The organism is Cupriavidus sp. F041, from assembly GCF_057814235.1.
In genome coordinates this window covers 347587-373084 of sequence record NZ_JBVASY010000002.1, presented here as the reverse complement: position 1 = coordinate 373084, position 25498 = coordinate 347587, and the positions used below count along the sequence as shown (strand labels likewise).

Here is a 25498-nt window from a genome sequence, read left to right as displayed (position 1 = left end):
AGCGCAAATATGCGCGGATGCGCGGGACTGAACCGGTGCCCGGATCACATGCGGTCAGCGCGGAATACGCCTACTGGCAATACAGGTATGCGCACCGCGCCAGTGCAAGACGCCATCGCGGCATCACTTCGGACCGCGATCCGACAGGTCCGCCGGCGGCATCAGTCGCTGCCGTCCAGCCACTCATCCGCCCCCTTGATCACCTGGCTCACCACCGAGCGGGAAAAACCGCGCGCCACCAGAAAGCGGATCTGTTTGGCCTTTTCCTCGGGCGTGGCGGGTGGCGTGCCGAAACGCTTCTGCCAGACGGCACGGCCGCGCTCCAGTTCGGAGCCGCGCAGGCGCTCCTGCAGGTCGGCGAGCTGTTCGCCGCCGAGCTGGTGGGTGCGGGCTTCCTGCATGACGCGGGCGGCGCCATAGCGGCTGGCGCGCCGGTGCACCAGGCTATCGACGAAGCGCTCGTTGGACAGCCAGTTCTCGCGCTCCAGCGCATCCAGCAGTTGCTCCAGGGCTTCGGGCGAGTCGGCGTGCGGGGCCAGCTTGCGTGCCAGTTCCGCCCGGCTGTGCTCGCGCCGCGACAGGAAGCCCACGGCGCGGGCCTTCAGGGAAAGTGGGGGACGGGTGGCCATGAAGACGGAGCTCGGTAGTGTGAGCTCGACATCGAGCTACGAAAATGCGCTTCAAAAACGCAAACCGGGGCGGCGCGCGTCGCTGCGCGTGCCGCCCCGGGCGGGGTTCGCGGCCGGGAGCGCCCCGGCCGGCGAAGCTCAGTCTTCGGCGGTGGCCACGGCGGCGGCCGGCGTACCGTTCATCAGCACCACGCCCAGCGATTCGCGCACCTTGTTTTCGATCTCGTCGGCGATATCGGGATTTTCGCGCAGGTATTCACGCGCGTTGTCCTTGCCCTGGCCGATCTTCTCGCCCTTGTAGCTGTACCAGGCGCCGGACTTCTCGACGATCTTGGCGTCCACGCCCAGGTCGATGATTTCGCCCTGGCGCGAGATGCCCTGGCCATAGAGGATGTCGAAGAAGGCTTCGCGGAACGGCGGCGAGACCTTGTTCTTGACCACCTTGACCTTGGTTTCGTTGCCGATCACCTCGTCGCCCTTCTTGATCGAGCCGATGCGGCGGATATCCAGGCGCACCGAGGCGTAGAACTTCAGCGCATTGCCGCCGGTGGTGGTTTCGGGCGAACCGAACATCACGCCGATCTTCATGCGGATCTGGTTGATGAAGATCACCAGGCAGTTGGTGCGCTTGATGGTGCCGGTCAGCTTGCGCAGCGCCTGGCTCATCAGGCGGGCCTGCAGGCCGGGCAGCGAATCGCCCATCTCGCCTTCGATTTCGGCCTTGGGCACCAGGGCCGCCACCGAGTCGATCACGATCAGGTCGACCGAGCCCGAGCGCACCAGCGCATCGGTGATTTCCAGGGCCTGCTCGCCGGTGTCCGGCTGGGAGATCAGCAGATCGCCAACCGCCACGCCCAGCTTGCTGGCGTAGTTGACGTCGAGCGCATGCTCGGCGTCGATAAAGGCGCAGGTACCGCCCAGCTTCTGCATCTCGGCCACGACCTGCAGCGTCAGGGTGGTCTTGCCCGAGGATTCCGGACCGTAGATTTCCACCACGCGGCCGCGCGGCAGGCCGCCGACACCCAGCGCGATGTCCAGGCCCAGCGAGCCGGTGGACACGACCTGGATATCCTGCTCGACTTCGGCATCGCCCATTTTCATGATCGAGCCCTTGCCGAACTGCTTCTCGATCTGGGCCAGCGCGGCCGCCAGCGCCTTCTGCTTTTCGGCGCTTACGCCAGCACTCGCCTTCTTGCCGTCATCCATGGTCGTCCTTCCGTCAATGGTGTATAAATAGGCCGCATGTGGCGCGCCACCCGCTTTTTGCGGGCAACCGCCCAGCCCGCGCCGCGCCGCGAACTCCTGATGACGATGAACCTGGCAGCAGGGGCAAACATTGGGGCGAACGTTCGGTAAAAAACCAGTACAAATTCGGTAAAGCCCGGTTTGCATCGAAGACAAATCGAATGCGACCGGCATAAGCGGGTACTGTATAAAAAAACAGTATGCTTGGCAAGTCCCGCCCGCGTCATTTGATGGAAAGGGGCGACACAGCCGGGCCAGGGTGGAGACAACCATGCGTATTCTGATCGCCGAAGATGACGATGTGCTGGCAGACGGCCTGACGCGCTCGCTACGTCACTCGGGCTATGCCGTCGACCATGTGGCCAGCGGGGTCGAAGCCGATTCCGCACTGTCGACCCAGACCTTCGACCTGCTGATCCTCGATCTCGGCCTGCCGCGCATGCCCGGGCTGGAGGTGCTCAAGCGGCTGCGCACGCGCGGCGCCATGCTGCCGGTGCTGATCCTGACCGCGGCCGATGGCGTCGACGAGCGTGTCAAGGGCCTGGACCTGGGCGCCGACGACTACATGGCCAAGCCCTTCGCCCTGTCGGAACTGGAAGCGAGGGTGCGCGCGCTGGTGCGGCGCGGCACGGGCGGCGGCGCCACGCTGACCCACCACGGCCCGCTCGCCTTCGACCAGGTCGGCCGCATCGCCTACCTGAACGATCAGATGCTGGATCTCTCGGCGCGCGAAGTGGGATTGCTTGAGATCCTGCTCACCCGCACCGGGCGGCTGGTGTCGAAGGAGCAGTTGGTCGACCACCTGTGCGAATGGGGCGAGGAGGTCAGCAACAACGCCATCGAAGTCTATGTGCACCGGCTGCGCAAGAAGATCGAGGTGGGTGGCATCCGCATTGCCACGGTACGCGGGCTGGGCTACTGCCTGGAGAAATTCCAGGCCGCCGTGGCGCACGACTAGGAGTCGCCATTAGAATCGGAATCAGCAACAGAACCCGCGCCATCCTTGCTTCATTGCCTGCCGGCCACGCCGCCAGGCCCTGCCACACCTTTTCCCAATGAGCCTGCTGCGACTGCCCCGGCGGCGCCAGCGGCCCGCGCGCGCCGCCCCTCCTCCCTCCGCGCCTGACGAGATCGTCAGCGACGAAGCGCTGGCCGAGGCCCTGCCACACCTTGAAGACAGCGCCGGCCACCCGTCGCCGCGCTCGCTGTTCGGCGAGATCCTGGACTGGATGCTGGCGCCGCTGCTCCTGCTGTGGCCGATGAGCATTGCCGTGACCTACCTGGTGGCAAAATCGATCGCCAACGGCCCTTTCGACCGCTCGCTGGAGGCCAGCGCAATCGTGCTCTCGCAGCAGGTGCGCGAGGTCAACGGGCGCGTCACGCTGCAACTGCCGCTGTCCGCGCGCGAGATCCTGCGCGCCGATGAAACCGACAATATCTACTACCAGGTGGTGGGCACGCATGGCGAATTCGTCGCCGGCGACAACGACATGCCGCTGCCAGGCGAAGACGACCGCGGCCATGCCGGGCTGGTCTCGCTGCGCGACGACCGCATCGCGGGCAACGACGTGCGCGTGGCCTACACCTATGTCGATCTCAAGCAGGGCGGCGACGCGCAGCCGGTATTGGTGCAGGTTGGCGAAACCCTCGACAAGCGCGCGCGCCTGGCCAACGAAATCATCAAGGGCGTGATCCTGCCGCAGTTCGTGATCCTGCCGCTGGCGGTGGTGCTGGTGTGGTTCGGCCTGACGCGCGGGCTGGCCCCGCTGACCGCGATCCAGCAGCGCATCCGCGCACGCAATCCCGGCGACACCAGCCCCATCGACGAACACGCCGCGCCGCAGGAAATCACGCCGCTGGTGGCCTCGTTCAACGACCTGCTGGCGCGGCTCGACGTTTCCGTGCAGACGCAAAAGCGCTTTATCGCCGATGCCGCCCACCAGATGAAAACGCCGCTGGCCGGGCTGCGCATGCAGGCGGAACTGGCGCAGCGCGAACAGTCGCCGGAGGAACTGCGCAAATCGCTGGCGCAGATCGCCGGCAGCTCGGAGCGCGCCGCCCACATGGTGACGCAGCTGCTGTCGCTGGCGCGCATGGAAAACCTGGCCGGCGCGGGCAACATGGCGCCGCTTGACCTGGCGGCCCTGGCGCGCGAAGTGGTCAAAGACTGGTTGCCGCAGGCCTGGGCGCGCCGCATCGATCTGGGCGTGGATGCCGACGACCACCCCGTGATGGTGCAAGGCAACCGCCTGATGCTGACGGAGATGCTCAACAACCTGATCGACAACGCCATCCGCTACACGCCCGCGGATGGCCACGCTACCGTGCGGGTCAGCGCCGATGCATTCGAGCCTTTCGCGTATCTCGAAGTGGAAGACACCGGGCCCGGCATCCCGGTGTCCGAACGCGAGCGCGTGATGGAGCGGTTCTACCGCGTACTCGGCACCAAGACCCAGGGCAGTGGCCTGGGCCTGGCCATCGTGCGAGAGATCGTGCAGCAGCATGGCGGCGACGTCAGCATTCTCGATCACGTCTACCAGACGGAGCCGCGCCTGGCCGGCGCCTGCTTCCGCATTACGCTGCGCCGGCCCTCCACCCTGGAGCCAGCATGAACGATCCCGATCACACACGCGGCGGGCGCGACCAGGCCGACCAGTCCGAACGGCGCGCCTGGCATCGCAACCTGCGCTGGATCGCCGTGCTGCTGTCGATCTGGTTCGTGGTCACCTTCGGCGTGGCCTGGTTCGCCCGCGACCTGCGCTTCGATTTCTTCGGCTGGCCCTTCTCCTTCTGGGTCGGCGCACAGGGGGCGCTGCTCGTCTACGTCCTGATGGCAGCGCTCTATGCCTGGCGCATGAACCGCGACAATGACGAAGATGCCGACAACGGTGGCGCGCCCGCCCGGCAGCATGACGATGCTGCATAGCAAGAAATACAGGCGCACCCCTTAACACTGGTTTCGGTGCGATTTTCCGCAGCCGCGCGCGTCGCGGCGCAGCAATGCCACGCCCGTTTTTTGCCTAGCGTATACCCCGAGCACTTTGCGGTGTACGGCGCGGAAATTGTCAGAACGCAGTAAGTTTCACCACCCACAATCCATTGCAACTTCGGAGGTAATCGTGCGTGCTAGAGCTAGAGCGCGCATGCAGCCCCGAAAGATTCCGATCACAAACGGAGGAGACAATGGCTAATGCACAGAACGTGGCGGTGCCCGCAAGCAGCGCCCAGAGCTCGGCGATGACCGCCGAAGAGAGGAAGGTGATTTTTGCCTCCTCGCTCGGCACGGTGTTCGAGTGGTACGACTTTTACCTTTACGGTTCGCTGGCGGCCATCATCGCCAAGCAGTTCTTCGCCGGGCTGGATCCGACCGCGGCCTTCATCTTCGCACTGCTCGCCTTTGCCGCTGGCTTTATCGTGCGCCCGTTCGGCGCGCTGGTGTTCGGCCGCCTGGGTGACATGATCGGGCGCAAGTACACCTTCCTGGTGACCATCCTGATCATGGGGGTCTCGACCTTCATCGTGGGCCTGCTGCCTGGCTTCAACACCATTGGCTGGGCCGCCCCGATCATCCTGATCGGGCTGCGCATGCTGCAGGGCCTCGCGCTCGGCGGCGAGTACGGCGGTGCCGCCACCTATGTGGCCGAGCACGCGCCGCACGGCAAGCGCGGCGCGTACACGGCCTGGATCCAGACCACGGCCACGCTCGGCCTGTTCCTGTCGCTGATCGTGATCCTGGTGTGCCGCAACCTGACCGGCCCGAACTTTGACGTATGGGGCTGGCGCATTCCGTTCCTGGTTTCGATCCTGCTGCTCGGCGTATCGGTGTATATCCGCCTGTCGATGAGCGAATCGCCCGCCTTCCAGAAAATGAAGGCCGAGGGCAAGACCTCCAAGGCACCGCTGACCGAATCGTTCGGCCAGTGGCGCAACCTGAAGATCGTGATCCTGGCGCTGGTGGGCCTGACCGCCGGCCAGGCCGTGGTCTGGTACACGGGCCAGTTCTACTCGCTGTTCTTCCTGACCCAGGTGCTGAAGGTCGACGCCACCACCGCCAACCTGCTGATCGCGGGCGCCCTGGTGATCGGCACGCCCTTCTTCATCTTCTTCGGCTCGCTGTCGGACAAGGTTGGCCGCAAGTGGATCATCCTGGCCGGCTGCGCGCTGGCGATGCTGACCTACTTCCCGCTGTTCAAGGCCCTCACCCATTACGCCAACCCCGCGCTGGAGCGCGCGCAGCAAAGCGCCCAGATCGTGGTGACCGCCGATCCGAAGCAATGCTCCTTCCAGGGCAGCCCGATCGCCCGCGAAATCGATTTCCGCAGCTCCTGCGACATCGTCAAGCGGACCCTGGCACAAGCCTCGGCCAGCTATGAAGTCGTGGAAGCCCCGGCCGGCACGGTGGCATCGGTGAAGATCGGCGACAAGGAGATTGCCTCCTTCAACGCCGCGCTGGTACCGGCGGGCCACAGCTTCGACGACGCCAGCAAGAAACAGATCGCCGCGTTCAAGAAGCAGGTGGGCGAATCGATGGCCTCGGCCGGCTACCCGACCAAGGCGGACCCCGCGCAGATGAACACCATCATGGTGCTAGTGATCCTCGTCATCCTGGTGATCTACGTGACCATGGTGTACGGCCCGATCGCGGCCATGCTGGTGGAAATGTTCCCGACCCGGATCCGCTACACCTCGATGTCGCTGCCGTATCACATCGGCAATGGCTGGTTCGGCGGCCTGCTGCCCACCATCTCTTTTGCCCTGGTGGCCCAGAACGGCAACATCTACTACGGGCTCTGGTACCCGATCATCATCGCTGGCGTCACCCTGGTCATCGGCTCGCTGTTCATCCGCGAAACCAAGGATGTGAACATCTACGCCAACGACTGATCCTGGCATCCGGGGCGACAAGCTCATGCACGACTGATCCGGTAATCAGTCGCTCCACCCGGCGGGCGCGGGCCGCAAGGTCCGCCGGTTTTTTTGTGGGCGCGGCGAAGGCGCCTTGCACCCCCTCAAAGTTTTTTAGGAGAGGGTGTTGACAGGTCCAAATCCGCATGTATAATTGCGGTCTTCGTTGGCGAATTAGCTCAGTCGGTTAGAGCGACGGAATCATAATCCGCAGGTCCGGGGTTCGAATCCCTGATTCGCCACCAGTATTTCTGTAGGAAATCAGTACTTGCTAGCCCCTTCAGGTCTCAGACCTGAAGGGGTTTTGCTTTTGGCCCTCCCGAAGTTTCCACTTTTGGAGCGCCAAAAATGATCAAGCTCTGCATGTTGTCCACCAATGGCGGGGTCGGCAAGACCACGCTCGCCGCCTCCCTCGGCGGCCTGCTTGCCGATATGGGCCTGCGCGTCCTCCTCATCGACGCCGATATCCAGCCCTCCCTCTCCAAGTACTACCCCCTCTCTCACCAAGCCCCCAAAGGCCTCACCTACGTCATCGACCACGGGGCCATCACCCAGGAATGCATCTCCCACACCGAGATCGACGGCCTGGACATCATACTCAGCGATGACCCCGAAGGCGCCATCCAGCACAAGCTGGCTACCCGCGCCGACGGCATGTTCCGGCTCTCACGCGCCCTCGCCTCCCCCATCATGTCCGACGACAACGACGACGTCGTCATCATCGACACCCAGGGTGGTGCCGGCCACCTTCAGAACAACGCCGCCCTGGCCGCCTCCCAGATCATTCTGCCTGTGGTCCCTGAGACTCTCGCTGCCCGCGAGTTCACCACCGGCACCATGGAATTGCTCGAGCGCCTGTAAGTCGGCACCGAGTTCGGGTTCCGTCTGGGGCCTGTCAGGGCCGTCCTCTACAAGCAAAGCCGCACGGCCGATGCCAGGCACGTCGCCCAGGCCCTGCGCGACGACTTCATCCCCATGGGCGGGCGCGTCACCCTGCTCAATACCCCCGTCCCCCTCGCCAAGGCCTACACCGAGGCCTCCACCAAGCGTATCCCCGTCCATCGTCATGAGACCCGCCACCCGGGGACCATGAAGAGCGCCTCACAGGTCATGCACGAGCTGGTTTGGGAACTCATTCCCAGCCTGAAGGACGTCTACGCCGGTGGCTTTGCGGTCACCGCCGCGCCGGCCGCCCCGACTGTCGAGGAGAGCGGCCATGAGCAAGGCTAAGGCTATCCCCGTGCCGCGCAGCATGAGCGCGGTCGAACTCGCCGAGAAGCAAGGCCTCAAGGCCGTCTCCAAGGACGACGTGCGCCAGCGCCTCAAGACCATGGTCCACGACAGCCTGCAGGTCCCCAATCCACCGCCGGCCGTGACAGGCCTCTCGCCGTATGCGATGACCGACGCCAGCACCATCGATCTCCCGGTCATGGAGATCGACTTTTATGACCGGAATCCACGCACCACGCCGAACCCCGAGTAAGAGAACATCAAGGCGTCCATCCGTGCCAAAGGCCTGGAGAACCCGCTGATCGTGACCCGGCGCCCCAATACGCTGCGCTACATGCTAGGCAAGGCCGGCAACACACGGCTGCGCGCGACGCAGGAGTTGTGGCACGAAACCGAGGATCCGCGCTTTGGGACGGTGATGTGTTTCTACTGGACATGGAAGAGCGAGAGCGATGTGCTGGCCAGCCACCTGATCGAGAACGACGTCAGGGGCGAGATGTCTTTCTGGGACAAGGCTACCGGCATCCTGGACCTGCGTGATGCCTTACAAGCGGATACTGGTTCAATCATCTCAGTCAGGGAACTGGAGAGCCGGCTCAAGGAACTTGGCCTGCCTACCAATCGCACAACACTCGGTCACTATACGTTCGCCGCCACAGTTCTCCCTGCCCTCGACCCCTTTCTTACCGGCCTGAGCGTGCGTCAGATCCAGCCGGGCTTTACGCTGCAAAAACGCCTGGCATCGCGCTTTGTTGCCGATGACAGCAAGTTCGTCTCCGAAGTATTCTTACCGGCTCAGCAGGATCTGGCCGTCACGCTTGAGCAAGGCACGGCCATCGACGTGGCGCAGCTGCTCGCTCTCTCGGCGGTGCGACTCGCGCCTTGGCTCGGCGTGGACCCCGAGCGCATGACCAGCATGCTGCGCCTGCTTGAGCAATTCCCGGAGATGACCCTGGGTGAATTGCAGGCCCATGGCCGCGAGACCGCTTGAGAGGCGGCTTCTGGCCAATCAACTTGCCCTTGTTCCACGGTTCGTGGGTAGATATGCGCTCCATGTCAGACTCCTGCTGAGTTGGATGGAGTCTGATAGTGAGCGTGTTAGGTGAGCAATCCGGCTAGGAGCAGACGTCGCCAGACTACGCGTGAACGAACGGATTTCGGCCGTTTCGATCATTCGGCAAGCAGTGCGCCAACGGCCTCCTACCCGTTTCGGCCGTTCGGCATAGCATAGAGTGCCCGAATGGCCGAGAAGGCCGATAAGCCGCCGTTGGCCGACAAGACGGCGGACGGCTCTTCCCGGGCAGTTTGAGTCAGCCGATCTTGAACCGTCAATGACGGAGACGGCCGATGAACGGCCGATCACTCTCTGGCGGGGACCGTCGGTTCCAGAACCGTCGATTGGCGAACACCGCCTTGGGATAAGGCCGGCGGGCCAGTATATTCAAATGTCAGTGGCAGGCGAGGGAGCGGAACATGGAGCAAAAAATGGTTCGACTCAGGATGTGGACCTCCGGCGCCTACACGCTGGCCTCTGCCGGCGCGGACGGCACAGCCAGCCTCGTCGAGCATGACGGACGAGGCGCCCTGCACACGATCGATATCGGCCCGGACGGCTTCGAGGAAACGGTTATCCGGCGCCACGTGGAGGCCGGCGGCGTGGTCATGCGCAGGTCCCGGCTGCGTGGCGATTCACGCGGCAATGTCGAGTGGGAGCGGCGACTCGACAGCCCCCGCATCACCCGCACCGATGTCTGGTCGGCGCCTGCTGTGGGACCGGGCAGATGGACGCGCGAGGACGTCCGGCCGGGCCGCACCACGCGCTATATCCGACACAGCAACGGCAGCTTCCGCGCCGTGGCGACCGCGCCGGATGGCAAGGAACTCTGGACGGCCGATTGGCAACGCAAGCGGGGCCGGCTGCACGGCGCCTTCTTCCGCAGCGACGGCAAGGCCCTGGGCGATGCCAGCGTGAAAGGCGGTGGCCAGCAGACGATGCAATGGACCGGGCCCGACTCGCAAGGCACCTCGTCCCGGACCTACAAGGGCGCGGACGATACGGTGGTGGAGGTCAAGGACTACACCCAGCGCGACGGCGCGCACGTCCACATCGTCCGCACGTACGAGCCGACTCCGGGACGCGGCCACGAAACGGGAAGCAGCACCAGGGGCGTGTCGGACGAAGGGATCAATCCGGCGAAGTCGTGGATCAAGATCGACGTCAACGACGACAAGGAAAATCCGATGGGGCAGCACGACGACGGGCACAGCTCGGTGGAGTTTGGCACCGAGTCCAATCCCGACGGCACAAGCACGGAATACACCATCAGCAGGCACGAGAAGCCCGACGGTTCGTCGTCCATGGACAGGACGGACTGGTCGTCCAACGGCGACACCGGGTCCGCCGCTAGTTCGACCGACGTCAATGGAAACACCTCCACGACTGAAGTGGCCAGGCATGCGGACGGGAGCTACACCATCAAGACGCGTACCGTCGACAAGAACGGCGACGGCACGGAGCAGATGGACTCGGTGGACAAGGACGGCAAGATCACGAACGGCGAGCCGAAGACCGTCAAGGGCGGCAAGATCGTGGCCGGCCCCACCGCCGGCAATGCCGATGGCTCGGAGAACTCGGATGACTCCGGCGACGGCGGTGACAACGACAACGCTAATAGCAATGTGGCGGACAACGCCAACGACTCCGCCCCCCCCCCCGACGACGACGACCATCCCGACCCGGATGCGGATGCCCAGACCGGCCTGCCAGCGGGCGACGGGGACGACGGGGACCAGGAGGGCAATCCGGACGGCCGCCTGGCGGGGATGGACCGGGACACGCTGCTCGCCCTAGTCGGACGTGCGTGGCGCGGCGAGGAAGGGATCGACAGCCTGGGCGATACGAATGCACGCTACGGACGCTGGCTCGGTGCACTCAGGGCCGTCGTGGCGGCAGGCGGCACGGTCGGAAGTACGGGAGAGGAGCTGGACAGCCTGGGCGCGCCGATCCCCGGATTCGACTTTTCCGGCGGCGGGGGTGGCCACCAGGACGAAGACCTCGACAGCCTTGGCCGCCCGGTGATCGACCTCGACATCGTTCCCCGGCCACGTCCGGGTCCGGACGGCATGACGCGGCTGGGGTCGCTGCTTGACCTCTGTGCGCAACTCGCCGCGGGCTCCGCCACCGTGGCGGCGTCCGTGAACCTGCTCAGGCAGGCCTGAGAGGGCCGCGTGGCTGCTTCAATGACCGGAAAGGAACTGATACCGTGAGTAGAGCGCTGACCGACTGGACTCATTGCCCTTCCAGACGTTCGCAAGCGTAAGCTTGAGGGACTGCAACGGGTCGATCTGCGACCTTCGTTCTCCCCGCAGGTTGGCGATAAGCTGCTTTTCCTGTGCCGCCACCCAATTGCAGGGTCAAACACTAATACTCAGATCCCTCTCCGTGGGCACCCGGACAGTCTCTAGGTTCTTGCATCTGCATGGGCGCCGACGGCGCGCCCTACCCACTCCCCCAGCTTGCCGCACCAGGCGCGCATGCTCCTGTGCACGAATCTTCCCGATATCACGTTAAGCCTCTGGAAGCGGACTTGCCAGGGTCACCCGCGGATCCTTAGCCCCGCTTGTACAGACCTAAAATAACCGGAAAAACGTGAAACAGAGCCTCTTCGCAATTGCCGCGATGTCTACCTTCGTCGCGGTCTGCGCCAGCATTGGTAGCGCTGGCGCCACCCCTCCAACGATTGCTTCAAACCTGCCACGCACACCGACCATCAGGAAGGAACCGTCTTCTTCTGCTTCGATTGTGATTGCGCTCACATCCACTTACTCCAGAACCGACCCGCGCCTCGAATTCTTCAATGCGCTCAACTCCCTGCGCATCGCAATGGGTGTAGGCGCGTTGCGGCAAGACGCCGCCCTGGACGCCGCGGCCGAGAACCACCTGGAGTATATGAAGCTCAACGCGGTGATGAGCCACACGGAGATCCCCGGGAATCCTGGTTTCACCAGTCCCGATCCGTACCAGCAAGTACTCACCGTGGGCGGCTGGCACAAGCAATGGGTTGGACAGAATGCTTACAACGGCGAGATTGGCCGCTGTCTTGCCTCGATGGCGAACTCGGTCTACCACTTGCAAGGGATTACCAGCAATCAGGAGACCATCGGCCTCGCCATGCATGACAATTACTGCGTGACGAACTTTGGTGTGGTGACCGCAGCCGGAACCGGCGGCTACGGCCTCGCCCAGTGGGGCGGCCAACAGCTGCCTCCCGGCACTGGCGCCCACTACCCAGCCGACAATGCCAACGTCCACGGCTTGTTCATTCCTGGCGACGAGATCCCGAATCCAGCGCCCGATCTGGCCAGAGCCGGTCCCCCGATCATGTTCCGCGTCAACGTTGAAAAGCCATCTGACGTGCTGACGGTCTCGAACTTCATCCTGACGGGGCCTGGCGGCAGTCGCGTACCGGCTCGCATCCTGGTGCCTGCCGAATCCAAGGCTGGCTCGGTTGCTTCGGCTATCGAGGACGCGAGCTTGTTTCGAGGGGTAGTGTTCCTGCTCCCCACGCAGCCCATCGCTGCCGGCACATACACAGCGACTTTCGTCGGCTCGCGAAATGATGTGGCGATCAACAAGTCCTGGAGTTTTACGGCATACTGACCAGCCTCTTCCGCGTCTAGGCAGGCCGAGAATGCATCAAACTTTGCCCCCTGTCTTCTTTGGGGGTTTTGTGGACTACCCCGTGATTTTCATACCCGGTACGACAGGTCGCCCGGCGATTGCGGTCGTCGCTTGCCGGCCAGTTCCTGACATTTATGCGTGTGCAAAAATTATCACTCGAGCGACCCGATCCACTCCGGCAGCAGTCATTCTCCCTGAATGACCATCGTCGCGTTATAGGTCACTACGGACGTCCTCATCGCTCGACTTTCGGTTCGGAGCGTCCCTTTTTGAGCAAGCGAACTATGTAGGCGAGCGACGGTGGCAGCTAGGGATACTGCCGTGGCAGCGGCAGGTAGTTCAGCCTCGCGCTCACTTGCTCATCCAGCTTGCGTCGATGACGTTGGCCGCTTCCCATGTGCCGAAGCTGTCGCCGTTGTAGTTCGTTAGCTCACTGTTTCGATGTCCCAAGATTGTGGCGTTCGGCAACTTGTCCCCCCCATAGCCGCGACTCCGCCATTTCGTCGCAAAGCGCATGTTGATACTTACCGGCCGCGAACGGGAAAGTTTGCAGCCGGCGCTGTCGCGCGCTAACTCATGATTGGTGCCATCGCAGTTCCGATTCGAGACACCTGGTTCCCGGTGATCATGCCGCTGAGAATCTGACTGAAGCGGGGTTCCTGCACTCCGGAAATGATGTATTGCCACCTGTATGCTGCAAGCAGGCTCATGCGCACGGATACTTTGTCAGCCATCGGCAGCGATCGTCCGCAGATCATCGCAAAGTAATCAGCGTCCGCGCGAGCCTGTGTTTGCACCATGCCGTCGACGGCGGCGATCAGTTCGATCAGATCGTTGACACCTGCGTCACGTTCTTCAGGCGAAAGCCTCGCATCTTCGCGTTGCCATTCGATTTCATCGAGAATCGCATGCTGTGATTCCTCGCGCCAGTGATAGAGAAAGACATCCTTCCATAGTTCAGACGAATTCGGGTCCTCGTCGATGCTGCCCCGATAGTGCGCGAGCACGAAGAGTTCGATGTGACAGGTTAGAGCGAGCACTGCCCATGTGGACTTCGCGAGTACGAACGACGCCACGCTGTTTGCTTCCGGCAAAAACGTGTAACCGGCTGGCATGCCTTCGGCGCACATGCGTTCGATGCGGCGAAACAGTTCCTGATGCTTGATTTCTTCATCGGTGAACCGAACGAGCGCTTCGAACGCGCTTTGGTCGCCGAGGCGGTATGGGCCGCTCATCTCCAGTACCTTCGCTGCAATGAAGCGTTCGACGAGGCCAAACATGTTTGCGTAAGTGCGGCCCTGAATCTGACTGAGCAGGCGCTGCTCGTCGGGACCAAGAAAGGCGAGAGAATCGACCTTCGATAGTGCGTCCGGGAGAAACTTCTTCGTGAAATCGAAGCATCGGCCGCGAATCACGTCACGGTCGATATCCCAGCGGACGCGCTTGGACGCAGCGACGCACTTGGCGTAGCGGTTGGTGTTGAGCTTATGCCCATCAGTCATGATTTCCATTGAAACATCTCCTTCAATTGCGATTCACGGATACCTCACACGTCCCGTGGCCGCCGCGAGCGACGACTGTCCTCTCGCCCCGCACGTGTTCGGCAGCCGGGCGGCGGTTCGGAGGCTCTAGGGTGCGTGAGTTGCCGCCTGGCGTACTGTGCCGGTGCCGCCCGGGATTTCCCAGCCCCTCGAACGAGTCAGCCAGGTTGGGCGTACGGCATCGTCACGATCCAACTATCGTTGGCGGACGTCATCGATCCGTGAACAGCGTGCGAGGCCGCGTAAAAACGCCGTCAAAAAAAAAGAGACTCATGAAGGACAGGCGGGCGGGCAGTCTGCATGGGATGCCTGAATGTCGTGCAGCGCGGAGTAAACTGTTTGAGGGCGACGCATCACCTCACGCACGACATGACCCGGCTCAAGATCGAAATCCTCGGAGGCTTGCACATCCGGCTTGCTGGGCAGCATGTGCCGCTGGACTTTCCCACCAAGAAGAGCAAGGCCATCCTGGCCTACCTTGCCTTGTCGCCAGGCATGCTGCGCTCGCGAGAGCAACTGGCAAGCGTGTTCTGGGAGCGCAGCGCTGAAGAGCAGGCAAGAGCCAGTTTGCGGCAGACACTGTCGAGCTTGCGCAGGATTCTGCCGAACGCGCCGCCACTGTTGAAAGCGGAGCCGGATGCCATATGGCTCGACGCACATCTCGTGGAAGTCGACGCGCTGCAATTCACGCACCTCGCGACTGAGCGGTCTCCGGATTCACTGGCAAAGGCTGTCGCGCTCTATCGGGGAGCACTACTCGATGGTTTTGGCCTGCGTGAAGAGCCCTTCGAGCAGTGGATGATGGTCGAGCGACGCTGGTTTCATGAGCGCGCTGTGGAAGTGTTCGCCGAACTCGTCAGCCATTATGAGCAGTCTGGCGAATTTGATCGTGCAATTGCGGCGGCAAGCAGCGTACTGGCTTTGGACCCATTACTCGAATGGGCCCATGCGGTGCTTATGAGGCTGTATGCGAGGACGGGACGCCGGGACGCTGCCGTTCGCCAATATCAGGAATGCGTCCGTGTACTCAATACCGAACTTGGTTTTGCCCCCGGAGAGGGCACGCAACGCCTGGCAGCCCGAATCCAGCAGGATTCAGGGCCTGCAGGTCGAGCTGTGTCTGTCGGGGAGCCGGCTGAGCAGTCCGGGAGCGCGTGGCGCGCTGAGTACGAAGCAGACAATGCGACGGTATTGCCGGCGGAGCGTAAACAGCTAAGTGTGCTCTGCGCGCGCGTGCGCGAGCCGATTAGCGACTTGGATCCCGAAATGGCACTTGAGCGCATCGACCCTGTGCTGAAAGCAATGGTCGACTCTGTTCAGCGATTCGGCGGCTTGGTCACCCAGTTCAGAAGCGATGGTGTGATGGCACTGTTTGGGGCGCCTGCCGCACATGAAGACCATGCGGTCCAAGCCTGTTATGCGGCGCTCGCGATGCGCGAAGGCATTTCGGCGCTCAATGACCGGCCTCTCGACGTACGCATCGGCATACATTCTGGCGAGGCCGTCGTCCGGACGATTGAAAACGACCGGTCGCAACACTATGACGCGCTTGGCTCCGTACCGCAGCTTGCAAATCGGATCGATGCCGCGCTCTCTGCCGGAGAGATCGGCGTGAGCGCCGACACGGTGCGGTGTGCCGAAGGCTTCATCGAACTCTCGGATCCTCGCGCGAGGCCGCTTCCTGGCACGACGCCTCCCGTCGGAATTTTCATGCTGCGTACGAAGTCCGCGTTGCGTTTTCGCTGGAACGCTCGCACCGTACGCGGCCTCACACGTTTTGTCGGCCGCGACGCGGAGATGGCCAGTTTGCAGGGGATGCTCGAGCGTGCCGGACGCAGCGCAGGCCAGGTATGCGCGATCGTCGGAGAACCGGGCGTGGGAAAGTCTCGCCTCGTGCACGAGTTTGTCAACTCGGAACAAGCGGCCGGTTGGACAATATTCGAGACCGGCACGACCTCACACGACACGAGGGCGATCTATCTTCCGCTCGCCAATCTGCTGCGGACATGGTTCGGCATCGGCGAGCGCGACACACTGGCCGAGGCAGCCGACAAGCTTCGTCGCGGCGTCGACGCGGTCGACCCGGCACTCGCGTCGACGCGTCCCGCGATGGCTGCAGTGCTGGACTTGCCGCCGGACGATCCGCAATGGGAGATGGCGAGTCCGCCGCAAAGGCGCAAGCGCACGCTCGAAGCGGTTGCCTCTCTTGTGATCTGCGCGAGTGAGCGCCGTCCATTGATACTCGTTGTCGAGGATCTGCACTGGATCGATAACGGCACCCAGGCTGTGCTCGATCATCTCGTCGACTTCATCGGTGCGTCGCGCGTGTTGCTTCTCGTGACCCATCGACCCGAGTATCGGCACACTTGGTTTGGCAAGAGCTATTTTTCCCAACTGCACGTGGACAGTCTCGGCGCCGAAAGCGCGGAACTGCTGCTGCGGTCGCTGCTCGGCGACGACGGCGGGCTTTCAGCGCTTCGCCGGCGCCTGATCGAGTGCACGGGAGGCACGCCTCTTTTCCTGGAAGAGTCTGTTCGTGCGCTGGCAGATGCGGGCGCACTGGTCGGCCAGATGGGTGCCTACCAGATGGTTCGAGCCATCGACACGGTCGATATTCCATCGACCGTGCATGCGGTCCTTGCTTCGCGGATCGATCGCCTGTCCGCGCAGCAGAAGATCCTGCTGCAGATGGCGGCCGTTATCGGTCAGGAGTTTCCGGTCGATCTTCTGCAGCCGATAGCCGATCTCGACCGCGAACAGGTGCTCGATCTGCTGGCTGATCTGCAGGCGGCTGAATTCGTCTATCAGACCCGGTTGTTGCCGCATCAGCAATACACCTTCAAGCATGCGCTCACGCATCGTGTCGCTTATGCAAGCGTACTCAAAGAGCGGCGACGCTCAGTGCACGTACAGCTTGTGGATGTCATCGAGCGACTTCACGCGCAACGTCTCGACGAGCATATCGAACGCCTCGCGCATCACGCGCTTGCTGGCGAACTGTGGGACAAGGCAGTTCATTATCTGTACCAGTCCGCGCGCAAGGCGCTTCAGCGGTCCGCGTATCAGCAGGCGGTTGAGCACCTGAACAGGGGGCTCGAGATCATCCGGACATTGCCTCGAACCCCTGCCCTGCTCAGGCACGAACTCGATTATCAAAAGGTCCTGGGCGTGACCATGATGGCGGCGAAGGGCTGGGCGGCGAAAGAAGTGCTTGACGCGTATACGCAGGCGAGGGCGCTCTGCGAGGAGCTTGGAGACGAGAGCGAACTGTTCACCGTGCTACGGGGCGAAGGACAGTATCGGATGATCCGTGGCGAGTCGGAAATCGCCCGCGAACTCGGCAACCGTTGCACAGCCCTGACGGCGGGTTCGCATGACCACGGGATGCAAATCGAGACGCATCATCTTTTCTGGACGAATAGTTTTTTCATGGGTGAATACGCTACTGCAGAGTTTCATAGCACAAGCGGAATGGCCCTTTACGAGCGCGAGCGAGACCACGCGCTGACATTCAAATACTCTGGACATGATCCTGGTGTCTGCTGCCGATGCTTCACCGCGTTGGTGCAGTGCCTGCGCGGATACCCGGACAAATCGCTGTCGATTTGCGACGAGGCGCTGGAACTCGCGCATGAACTTGGTCATCCACTGACGACGGCATTGGCATACTGGACGTGTAGCTTCGCGCATCTCCTGCGTGGCGAGCCGGAGCTGGCGAGAGAGTGGGCGGCGCGGGAAATTGCAATTTGCGAGGAGTACGTGTTGCCCTTGCTGCTGTCGCAAGGGACATTTCAACTGGGTTGGGCGCTGGCGCAGCTGGGCGATCTCGACGAGGGCATAGAACGGATGCGGGAGGGCATTTCGGCAATCAGTGCAACGGGTGCCGAAATGGGGCTGCCGTACTTCAATGCGCTGCTTGGCGAAGCACTTGGCCGCGCGGGCAAACCAGAGGCAGGGCTCGTCGAGATCGATCGGGCGCTCGCCGCTGTCAATCAGCACGGCGGACGCTTCCAGCTCTCGGAAATGCTGCGTCTGAAAGGCGAATTGCTCGCAGCTCAGCGCCCCGTGCGACAAGAAGAAGCACTCGCGTCCCTTCGCGAGGCGATTGCGGTTGCGCAAAGGCAGGGCGCCAGTTTTCCCGGGCTTCGGGCGGCGATCAGCCTTGCACGCCAGTTGGCAGCAACGGGTGACATTGAAAATGCATACGCCGTGCTGCAGCCCGCCTGCGAAAGCATAAGGGAAGGAAGTGAACTCACTGATATTCGCACGGCGCAAGCGCTCCTGGCTGATCTGAAGAATCGCTAGCGCAAGGCTGCTTGCCGCTGCGAGCGCGTTGACTCTTAAGGGGAAGCCACGCAACGTGAGCGGCTGGTCCGCGGTTCAGAGCGGCCAATTATCTGGCAGAATCGATTGACTTAGTGGTCATGGTACGGCTGCGTAGCACGCCCGATGAACTCCGCTCGCCTCTCTGTCGCGCCGTCTGCGGACACCTGGCGATAAAGCGCCTCCAGCCGATCGATCTCGACCGCATTTTTCTCTCCCCCAGATTTGGTCGCATTGCTGCGGCTAAGAGGCTGGGAAAACGCGATTGCGAGATTGCTCTGTGGTGGAGCCGAGGCCTTCCTTGCCGTCCATGCCTGGCTGGCCACCATCGGTCAGAACCCGGCGACCAAAGCGGTCAACAAAGTGCGAAGGGCTGATTACAAGCTGCAGGCGCATGCCGTTCCTTTACACGTTCCTGGCCCCAACTGGCGCTATTCTCTGCTCCCCCGTGGGGGCGTTTTCTGCTCAAGCGATCCAGTTTTCGCACTGCAGCCCATTGACGCGCGAGAATTCCGCGGTGTTGTCCGTCACCAGCACAGCGTCCAGGGCCATCGCATGCGCCGCGATCAGCATGTCGTTGGCGCCGATCAGTTGCCCCCGGCGCTCCAGGTCGGCGCGGAGTTGCCCATAGCGCCAGTCGGCGTCGCCATCGAGCGGCAGCACGCGCAGGCCGCTTAGGGCCTGGTCGACGCGCTGCGCCAACACTGCGGAGCCCTTCTTAGCCACGCCGAAGCGCAACTCAGCCGCCACGATGATTGACGTGCACAACGAATCGGGATCGACCGCGCCGATGCGGGCAGCACAGGTCCCTCGGGTGTTACGAATGGCATCGGAAACGATGTTGGTGTCGAGCAGATAGACTGGCATCACAGGTCCACGGCTTCGGCAGGCAAATTGTCGATGTCCGGCCAGGCTTCCTCCAGCGGCGCCCATTGGGCCAGCAACGCGCGCAGCGGTGTCGTCGGTATGGGCTCGATCACCAGGTTGTTCCCTTCCTTACGCAAGATGGCCTCCTCGCCCGGCAGCTCGAACTCGCGCGGGATCCGGATGGCCTGGTTGCGGCCATTGCGGAACAGCCGGACATGCCGGCCTTCGGTAGTGGTGGTCACGATTGATCTCCTAGCATATGCCAAAGCATATGCCGCTTTCAATCGTCACGCAAGCCGATTCATTGCGCTCAACAACAGTTATCGGCAAGGACGCGCAGGCAAAAGAACCGCCCGCGGGTAGCCCTATTCATCACATGCCGGCGAGCCGCTAGCTGCCGCGCGACCAACGTCCTTCATCTGGTCGTTGGCAAGGCCAAGCATCCGCAGGGCTTCGTCAAAGACACGCAGCGTCTCGTCCTGGCCAGCTATATTAGGCGACAGCCCGGCGCGATCAGCCTGTACGCCGCGGAGCAGTTCATCAAGGCTGCCGGGCCTCTGTTGCTCGGCACGTTGCAGCAGCAGGTGCAGCAGGTAGACGACCCCAATCGAAATGGCTGCGCTCCGTGGTCGCAGAGGTTTTCGCCACCGATGTCGACTGAGCAATTGGGTCTTCGCTTTCGGCCGCGCGGCGAACCGCACGGCGAATGCGACGCCCGGAGATCATGGACAAATGAATGCCGCGGCGAGATACAGCAAAAGCGCTATCAGCACCACCGCGGTAAAGCCAAGATGGATCGCTAACAGCGTGGCCAGGACTGCGGCCACCACCGAAGCACAGGCGTTGATGCCCCAGGCCCATGGCACGAGCGATTCAACGCGGGAGGCAACGCGCCCGAGTCCCAGCGGAAACGGCATTCCCATCGCGAACGCGAGCGGCGCGACCAGCAATGCGGAGATGGCGATCCTGGCCGGGTCCGGGAGGGATATCAGCAGCCGAAACAAGGTTGGCAGGATCGCCAGGTAGAGCAGCGAGATAAGACAGATCGCGCAAACGATCCACCCGAGCGGGTACCACCGCCCCGTCCTCCGGCTCGGATCCGGCGTGGGGCCGCGTGAAGGCGGGCCACCTGCTTGCAGGCGCTGTGAGTATCGGCTTCCCAGTCCGGCAAACGACAGGAAGGCGCATAACACCACCGCCACCGCATAGAGCGGGTGACTCAAAAACAGGATGAACTTCTGAATAAACGCGATCTCGACGAACATGAAGGCGGCGCCGACCGCCAGGAAGTAGAGCACGACGCGCCGGCCCGACAGGCCCTTTGCTTCTGTGCCATCGCCGGCAAGGGATGTCGCCGGCGGCGACGGCTCATGAACCAGCCCGGGACGGCGTCTTATCACCCAGAGCGGAAGGACGATCAATACCAGGGTTGCGAGTACGGCCTGAAGCAGCGTCGCGACCAGCACGGGATAGCCCCACTCCAGCAATGGCAGGCTTCCTTGCGCCTTCAGGGCGAGGAGTTCGGGTAGCGAGCGCCATTTGAAGAAGTGGAAGAAGTACGGCTTATCGTCGGTGGCGGGCCGGACATCGAACTTGTAGCGCGCCCAGAATCCGTCGCGATCGGTGCCCTGCAAGGCTTGCGCCGCGTCGAAGAAATACGGTTCCTCGAGCAGGTTGTACCGGTTTGCCTCCGCGGCCGCCATGCCGGAGTAGTAGTCGACGTCGAACGAACGGGCACGGCAGAATTCGTGCAACGCGGCGATTTCCGCACCGCTGATGTCCCCGTTCTTGACCACCAGCGTGGCCGTCTTCCAGCCACGAATCAGCGCGAGCCGGCGCGACGGCTGCGACACGCCGTTGCGTTCCATCGCGATCAGCGCGGTGCCGAATAATTTGGGGATATCGCGCGGCGGTAGCGTGACCCAGCGCGTGATTGCCAGCAGGCCACCGGGATTGAGATGGCGGAGGTAGTCCTGGAACGCTTCCACCGTGTACGGATAGCTCTCGGAAAGCGCGTAGAGGCCGGCCGACGAGGCACCAAACGAATCCAGCAGCGCGACCTGGATAAGGTCGTAGTGTTCGCCGCGACCAGCCATGAAGCCGCGCGCTTCGCCCACGAAGACACGGACGTTGGGCGCGCTGTAGGGCTTGCCGGAGAAACCGGCAAAGCGGTCCTGCACCAGGTCGATCACCTGCGGATTCAACTCTACCGCATCGATGGCGCGCGCCTGGTGGTAAATCGCCTGCAACACATCGGCCCCGGCGCCGCTTCCAAGTATCAGGACCCGGGGGCGCTCCAGCAGGTGATAGGGAAGCGCGGAGGTGAGGTAGTCCAGATAGCTAAGTGGCTCTCGCCGCCCGTCATAGCGATTGAGCGCGGAGAGCCCGTCGCCATCCGTAAACACGCCCAGCTGTGGCGGCGGTTCCAGGGCCGCGTTGAGGCTCAGCCCGGGTGCGTGCCGGAAAGGGATCGAAGCGTTTTCCACCACCGTGATGAAACCCAATGGGCTTGAGCTTTCGGCGGCCACCCGTGCGCCCTTGATGCGCAGGGTCTGACTCAACTCCTTGTACTCGGAGGGCCGCAGCGCGATCCAGTCGCCTGGCAGGCTAGCCGGCACAATGGCCGCTGCGGCCACAAGCAGTACCGGCAACCAGCGCCGATGCCAATGGCACTCGATGCTTGCCAGCGCGGCCGCCGCCAGACCCGCGCTGCCCACAAGGCGGAGCGCATTCACAGGCGTCAAGCCAAATAGGGCAACGATGATGGCAACGCAGCCTATCCCGGCTCCCAGAATGTCAAAGCTGTAGATGCGGTGGACCTGATGATGGAACCGCGTGAAGGTGAGACAGACACACGTCGCAGCGCAGAAAAAGGGAACGAACAGGAGCAGATAAATCAACAGCAAACGCAGCGCCTGCCGCGGTTCCCACAAGATTTCCAGAGGATTGAATGCGACGCGCTGGGCGAGCGCGAAACAAGCGATCGCAGAAACGCCGAACAGCAGTGCGCCGGTCACGAACACCGCTGCAAACCTCGGCGTGATCGTGCGCTGCATCAGGGCCACGATCGCACCGGCCGCGCCGTAGCCCAGCAGGGCGACACTGATCATCATGTAGGCGAAGTGGTGCCATTGGATGATGGAGAGCAGGCGCATCAGCAGGATTTCGTAGCCAAGCGCGGATGCGGAAAGCAGGGAAAGGGCGAAGAGCGGCGGGGAGAGCATGATGGCGTGGACGACATCAGCGCCCACCGACCAACGGCACGAACCTGACAGGCAAGATCTGTTTGGTGGAAATCGTGCCGTCCCCCGCTTTCTCGATCAGTAGCAAGTACTGGGTCAGGAACTGGGCGCCCACCGGGATCACCATCCTGCCGCCGGGTTTCAATTGCCGGATGAGCGGGGGCGGAACATGACTTGCAGCTGCGGTGACGATGATGGCGTCATAGAGTGCGTTGTCCTCCCAGCCGTAGTAGCCGTCGCCCACCTTGGTCTTCACTTGCGTGTATGCGAGGCGTTTCAAGCGTTCCTGCGCCTGTGCCCCCAGCGGCTCGATGATTTCGATCGTATAGACCGCTCGCGCCAGCTCTGCGAGGATCGCCGCCTGGTAGCCGGAGCCGGTGCCGATTTCCAGCACGACGTCGGTGGGCTTGACCCTCATGAGGTCGGTCATCAGGGCAACGATGTAAGGCTGCGAGATGGTCTGGCCATAGCCAATGGGCAGCGGGCGGTTCTCATATGCGTTGCCCTCCTGCTCCGGCGGAACAAACTGGTGGCGGGGCACCTTCTCCATGGCCGCCATGACGCGCGCATCAAAGGCATGCCTGCCCGTTTCGGCGCCGGTATGAACCGATAACGCTGCGATTTCCTTGACCATCAGGGTCCGGAGCGACGCAAAATCGTCGGCGGCGCGGACGCCGGCGGACGCCACCGCCAGCGCGATTGCCGGAATCAGGATGTGCAGCAGGAGCATCGCTGGTTTCACAATGGCCTCCCTGCTTGCGCACGCACGGGGTGCTTCGCGCCTGCGCCTTCCGCGCAGCGTTCGAGCAGCGCCTTGCCACTCGTAACCGGCGTTGCACAGGTGCGATGCCGGCACACGTAGGCTGCCGGCCGGCCCTTGACGGGGTGCCGCCCCTGGCCGATCGGGACGTCTTCGGCAAATGCCAGGACGCGTGCCGGCAGGTACGCGCGGTGAACGCTTTCCACGAGAGCCGCTGCCGCCGCCTTGTCGCCAGCAAGAATGATCTCGAACGGGCCGCGCTGCGCGAAATCCCGGGCGGCCAGCAGGTGTGGGAAGCCGGCCGGGGCCGCGGCGGCGGCGGCCCGGTATCTGTCGAATTCTTGCTCGGCGATGTCACGATAGAAATCGAGGCCGGTGAGCGCATGCAGGCGCAGGAAGGCGAACACGCTGGTTGATATGCCTGACGGCCAGGCGCTGTCGTGCGGCGCCCGGGGCCTATGCACCAATGGCTCGCCATCGCGGGGCGTGAAATACAGTCCGTCCTCGCGGAACTTGTCGAGGATGAGCGCCACGAGTTCGACCGCGCGATCCAGGTAACGCTTGTCGAAGCAGGACTCGTAGAGGTCGATCAGCGCGTTTGCCAGGAAGGCATAGTCTTCGAGGAACCCAGGCACCTTGGCTACCCCGTCCTTCCAGGCCCGGTACACTCCACCGTCCGGCATGGTGAGTTTTTCCTCGATAGCGCTGGCGGCACGCCTCGCGGCAGCGAGGTACGCAACGGCGCCCGTCGCCTGGTAAGCCGCACAGAGTCCCTGGATCATGAGGCCGTTCCAGCCCGTGAGAATGTTGTCGTCACGGCCAGGGCGCGCGCGTTGGGTGCGCGCCGCCAGGAGCCGCTCGCGCCAGTCTTCGAGGCGCGCCTCGTCCAATGCGTCCAGCGCGGCAGCACGGTGGAGCACCGATGTACCGTGTTCGAAGTTCCCGCGATCGGTCACGCCGTAGGCCAGGCAAGCCCGCGCGCCCTCGGAGTCGCCCAGGACCGCCTTCACCTCGGCCGGCGTCCAGACATAAAACCGGCCTTCCGCCCCTTCGCTGTCGGCATCTTCGCCAGCGTAAAAGCCGCCATCGGGATGCGTCATGTCGCGCAGAATGTACGCGATGGTGTTCTCGAAGACACGGCGCCAGGATTGCTTGCCAGTCAGGCGATAGGCGTTGGCGTAGAGCGCGACGAGCTGGCCGTTGTCATAGAGCATCTTTTCGAAGTGGGGCACGCCCCAGCGTTCGTCAACGCTGTAGCGCGCAAAGCCGCCACCGAGCTGGTCATGGATGCCCCCCGCCGCCATGCTGTCGAGCGTGCGCTCCAGCGCTTCAAGCAGCGCGGGTTCACCGGTACGGTGATAGATCCGCAGCACGAGGTCGTAGCCGCTCGCGTTGGGAAACTTGGGGGCGCCGCCAAATCCACCATGGACCGGGTCGGTGCCTCGTGCCAGGGCGCGAGCTGTCTCTGCGGGCAGGTCCTCGACTTCAGCGGCTTCACGGCGCAGGTCCGCCTGGTCGAGCCGTCTGAACTCCGACTGAAACTGTTTGACCATGTCGTGCAGCTCGTCGCGGCGATGCGTCCAGGCATCGCTCAGGCTCAGCAGCAGCCGCACGAACCCTGGCCGGCCGTAGCGGTCATCCGGCGGGAAGTAGGTGCCGCCGAAGAACGGTTCGCCTTGCGGGGTCAGGAACACCGTCAGCGGCCAGCCGCCGCCCTGCCCCATCATCAGGGGGACTTTCTGGTAAACGTCGTCGATGTCGGGACGCTCCTGCCGATCTACCTTGATGCTGATGAAACGTTCATTCATCAGGCCGGCGATCCGGGAGTTCTCGAATGATTCGTGTGCCATGACGTGGCACCAGTGGCACGCGGCGTAGCCGACGGAAAGCAGAACCGGCTTGTCTTCGTCGCGCGCACGGCAAAAGGCCGCTTCGCTCCAGGGATACCAGTCGACTGGATTGTCCGCGTGTTGTCGGAGGTAAGGAGAGGTTTCTGTGGCGAGCCGGTTTCTCATCATCGTCTCCAGCCTGATCCGATAGAACAACTGTGGCGCAGAGCAAGGCGTCCTGCAAGC

Annotated in this window: 20 protein-coding genes and 1 tRNA gene; 12 read left to right on the top strand and 9 right to left on the bottom strand. The window is 63.1% G+C overall.

Features of this window, described 5'->3' with window-relative positions:
• Positions 1-161: 161 nt before the first annotated feature.
• Positions 162-629 (bottom strand): recombination regulator RecX, encoded by a 468-nt coding sequence (gene recX / locus ACZY0R_RS18750; protein ID WP_488860275.1) that lies wholly within the window; start codon positions 627-629, stop codon positions 162-164.
• 138 nt (positions 630-767) lie between these two features.
• Positions 768-1835: a recombinase RecA gene (gene recA / locus ACZY0R_RS18745; protein WP_045237253.1), complete on the bottom strand. Its 1068-nt coding sequence runs from the start codon at positions 1833-1835 to the stop codon at positions 768-770.
• 310 nt (positions 1836-2145) lie between these two features.
• Here recA and ACZY0R_RS18740 point away from each other — a divergent pair, with 310 nt between their 5' ends.
• The 11 genes from ACZY0R_RS18740 (at position 2146) to ACZY0R_RS18690 (ending at position 12669) form a co-directional block, all read left to right on the top strand.
• Positions 2146-2832, top strand: coding sequence for a response regulator (locus ACZY0R_RS18740; RefSeq protein WP_035869333.1), 687 nt, complete (start codon positions 2146-2148; stop codon positions 2830-2832).
• A gap of 97 nt (positions 2833-2929) precedes the next feature.
• Positions 2930-4486, top strand: a complete 1557-nt coding sequence (locus ACZY0R_RS18735) for a sensor histidine kinase (RefSeq protein WP_488860273.1) — start codon at positions 2930-2932, stop codon at positions 4484-4486.
• On the top strand, positions 4483-4800 hold the full coding sequence (locus ACZY0R_RS18730; protein ID WP_488860271.1) for a DUF4212 domain-containing protein: 318 nt from the start codon (positions 4483-4485) through the stop codon (positions 4798-4800). The genes ACZY0R_RS18735 and ACZY0R_RS18730 overlap by 4 nt, the downstream gene beginning before the upstream one ends.
• A gap of 257 nt (positions 4801-5057) precedes the next feature.
• Positions 5058-6758, top strand: coding sequence for an MFS transporter (locus ACZY0R_RS18725; protein ID WP_488860269.1), 1701 nt, complete (start codon positions 5058-5060; stop codon positions 6756-6758).
• Between the two features lie 189 nt (positions 6759-6947).
• Positions 6948-7024 (top strand) — tRNA-Met (locus tag ACZY0R_RS18720).
• Positions 7025-7127: 103 nt separating this feature from the next.
• Complete coding sequence (locus ACZY0R_RS18715; RefSeq protein ID WP_488860267.1) at positions 7128-7640, top strand: ParA family protein; 513 nt, start codon at positions 7128-7130, stop codon at positions 7638-7640.
• A 228-nt stretch (positions 7641-7868) separates the two neighbouring features.
• Entirely contained in the window at positions 7869-8009 is a 141-nt protein-coding gene (locus tag ACZY0R_RS18710) for a hypothetical protein (protein WP_488860265.1), read from the top strand.
• Positions 7996-8262 carry a hypothetical protein gene (locus ACZY0R_RS18705; protein WP_488860263.1) on the top strand — a complete coding sequence of 89 codons (267 nt, stop codon included), beginning with the start codon at positions 7996-7998 and terminating at the stop codon, positions 8260-8262. The genes ACZY0R_RS18710 and ACZY0R_RS18705 overlap by 14 nt, the downstream gene beginning before the upstream one ends.
• 51 nt (positions 8263-8313) lie before the next feature.
• A complete protein-coding gene (locus tag ACZY0R_RS18700) occupies positions 8314-9000 on the top strand; it encodes a hypothetical protein (protein WP_488860261.1) in 687 nt (228 codons plus the stop codon).
• A 494-nt stretch (positions 9001-9494) separates the two neighbouring features.
• The gene (locus ACZY0R_RS18695; protein WP_488860259.1) at positions 9495-11228 is read left to right on the top strand and encodes a hypothetical protein; all 1734 of its coding nucleotides are present in this window, start codon (positions 9495-9497) and stop codon (positions 11226-11228) included.
• A gap of 430 nt (positions 11229-11658) precedes the next feature.
• The gene (locus tag ACZY0R_RS18690; protein WP_488860257.1) at positions 11659-12669 is read left to right on the top strand and encodes a CAP domain-containing protein; all 1011 of its coding nucleotides are present in this window, start codon (positions 11659-11661) and stop codon (positions 12667-12669) included.
• A 590-nt stretch (positions 12670-13259) separates the two neighbouring features.
• On the opposite strand, the gene ACZY0R_RS18685 is transcribed toward ACZY0R_RS18690, so the two are convergent.
• On the bottom strand, positions 13260-14201 hold the full coding sequence (locus ACZY0R_RS18685) for a hypothetical protein (RefSeq protein WP_488860255.1): 942 nt from the start codon (positions 14199-14201) through the stop codon (positions 13260-13262).
• Positions 14202-14600: 399 nt separating this feature from the next.
• On the opposite strand from ACZY0R_RS18685, the gene ACZY0R_RS18680 reads away from it, so the two are divergent.
• The gene (locus ACZY0R_RS18680) at positions 14601-18536 is read left to right on the top strand and encodes an AfsR/SARP family transcriptional regulator (RefSeq protein ID WP_488860253.1); all 3936 of its coding nucleotides are present in this window, start codon (positions 14601-14603) and stop codon (positions 18534-18536) included.
• Positions 18537-19019: 483 nt separating this feature from the next.
• Here ACZY0R_RS18680 and ACZY0R_RS18675 read toward each other — a convergent pair whose 3' ends face one another.
• From ACZY0R_RS18675 to ACZY0R_RS18650, 6 genes are all read right to left on the bottom strand, one after another.
• On the bottom strand, positions 19020-19421 hold the full coding sequence (locus ACZY0R_RS18675; protein ID WP_488860251.1) for a type II toxin-antitoxin system VapC family toxin: 402 nt from the start codon (positions 19419-19421) through the stop codon (positions 19020-19022).
• Positions 19421-19663 carry an antitoxin gene (locus tag ACZY0R_RS18670; protein ID WP_488860249.1) on the bottom strand — a complete coding sequence of 81 codons (243 nt, stop codon included), beginning with the start codon at positions 19661-19663 and terminating at the stop codon, positions 19421-19423. The genes ACZY0R_RS18675 and ACZY0R_RS18670 overlap by 1 nt, the downstream gene beginning before the upstream one ends.
• A gap of 123 nt (positions 19664-19786) precedes the next feature.
• Complete coding sequence (locus ACZY0R_RS18665) at positions 19787-20122, bottom strand: hypothetical protein (RefSeq protein ID WP_488860247.1); 336 nt, start codon at positions 20120-20122, stop codon at positions 19787-19789.
• A 21-nt stretch (positions 20123-20143) separates the two neighbouring features.
• On the bottom strand, positions 20144-22645 hold the full coding sequence (locus ACZY0R_RS18660) for a spermine/spermidine synthase domain-containing protein (RefSeq protein WP_488866034.1): 2502 nt from the start codon (positions 22643-22645) through the stop codon (positions 20144-20146).
• A 16-nt stretch (positions 22646-22661) separates the two neighbouring features.
• A complete protein-coding gene (locus tag ACZY0R_RS18655; RefSeq protein WP_488860245.1) occupies positions 22662-23393 on the bottom strand; it encodes a protein-L-isoaspartate(D-aspartate) O-methyltransferase in 732 nt (243 codons plus the stop codon).
• 8 nt (positions 23394-23401) lie between these two features.
• Positions 23402-25438, bottom strand: a complete 2037-nt coding sequence (locus ACZY0R_RS18650; RefSeq protein WP_488866032.1) for a thioredoxin domain-containing protein — start codon at positions 25436-25438, stop codon at positions 23402-23404.
• Positions 25439-25498 lie beyond the last annotated feature (60 nt).

Excerpts from the sequence above, each read along its gene's own strand:
- recX (WP_488860275.1), bottom strand. The coding sequence starts at position 629 with ATGGCCACCCGTCCCCCACTTTCCCTGAAGGCCCGCGCCGTGGGCTTC.
- recA (WP_045237253.1), bottom strand. The coding sequence starts at position 1,835 with ATGGATGACGGCAAGAAGGCGAGTGCTGGCGTAAGCGCCGAAAAGCAG.
- ACZY0R_RS18740 (WP_035869333.1), top strand. The coding sequence starts at position 2,146 with ATGCGTATTCTGATCGCCGAAGATGACGATGTGCTGGCAGACGGCCTG.
- ACZY0R_RS18735 (WP_488860273.1), top strand. The coding sequence starts at position 2,930 with ATGAGCCTGCTGCGACTGCCCCGGCGGCGCCAGCGGCCCGCGCGCGCC.
- ACZY0R_RS18730 (WP_488860271.1), top strand. The coding sequence starts at position 4,483 with ATGAACGATCCCGATCACACACGCGGCGGGCGCGACCAGGCCGACCAG.
- ACZY0R_RS18725 (WP_488860269.1), top strand. The coding sequence starts at position 5,058 with ATGGCTAATGCACAGAACGTGGCGGTGCCCGCAAGCAGCGCCCAGAGC.
- ACZY0R_RS18715 (WP_488860267.1), top strand. The coding sequence starts at position 7,128 with ATGATCAAGCTCTGCATGTTGTCCACCAATGGCGGGGTCGGCAAGACC.
- ACZY0R_RS18710 (WP_488860265.1), top strand. The coding sequence starts at position 7,869 with ATGAAGAGCGCCTCACAGGTCATGCACGAGCTGGTTTGGGAACTCATT.
- ACZY0R_RS18705 (WP_488860263.1), top strand. The coding sequence starts at position 7,996 with ATGAGCAAGGCTAAGGCTATCCCCGTGCCGCGCAGCATGAGCGCGGTC.
- ACZY0R_RS18695 (WP_488860259.1), top strand. The coding sequence starts at position 9,495 with ATGGTTCGACTCAGGATGTGGACCTCCGGCGCCTACACGCTGGCCTCT.
- ACZY0R_RS18685 (WP_488860255.1), bottom strand. The coding sequence starts at position 14,201 with ATGGAAATCATGACTGATGGGCATAAGCTCAACACCAACCGCTACGCC.
- ACZY0R_RS18680 (WP_488860253.1), top strand. The coding sequence starts at position 14,601 with ATGACCCGGCTCAAGATCGAAATCCTCGGAGGCTTGCACATCCGGCTT.
- ACZY0R_RS18675 (WP_488860251.1), bottom strand. The coding sequence starts at position 19,421 with ATGCCAGTCTATCTGCTCGACACCAACATCGTTTCCGATGCCATTCGT.
- ACZY0R_RS18660 (WP_488866034.1), bottom strand. The coding sequence starts at position 22,645 with ATGCTCTCCCCGCCGCTCTTCGCCCTTTCCCTGCTTTCCGCATCCGCG.
- ACZY0R_RS18655 (WP_488860245.1), bottom strand. The coding sequence starts at position 23,393 with ATGCTCCTGCTGCACATCCTGATTCCGGCAATCGCGCTGGCGGTGGCG.
- ACZY0R_RS18650 (WP_488866032.1), bottom strand. The coding sequence starts at position 25,438 with ATGAGAAACCGGCTCGCCACAGAAACCTCTCCTTACCTCCGACAACAC.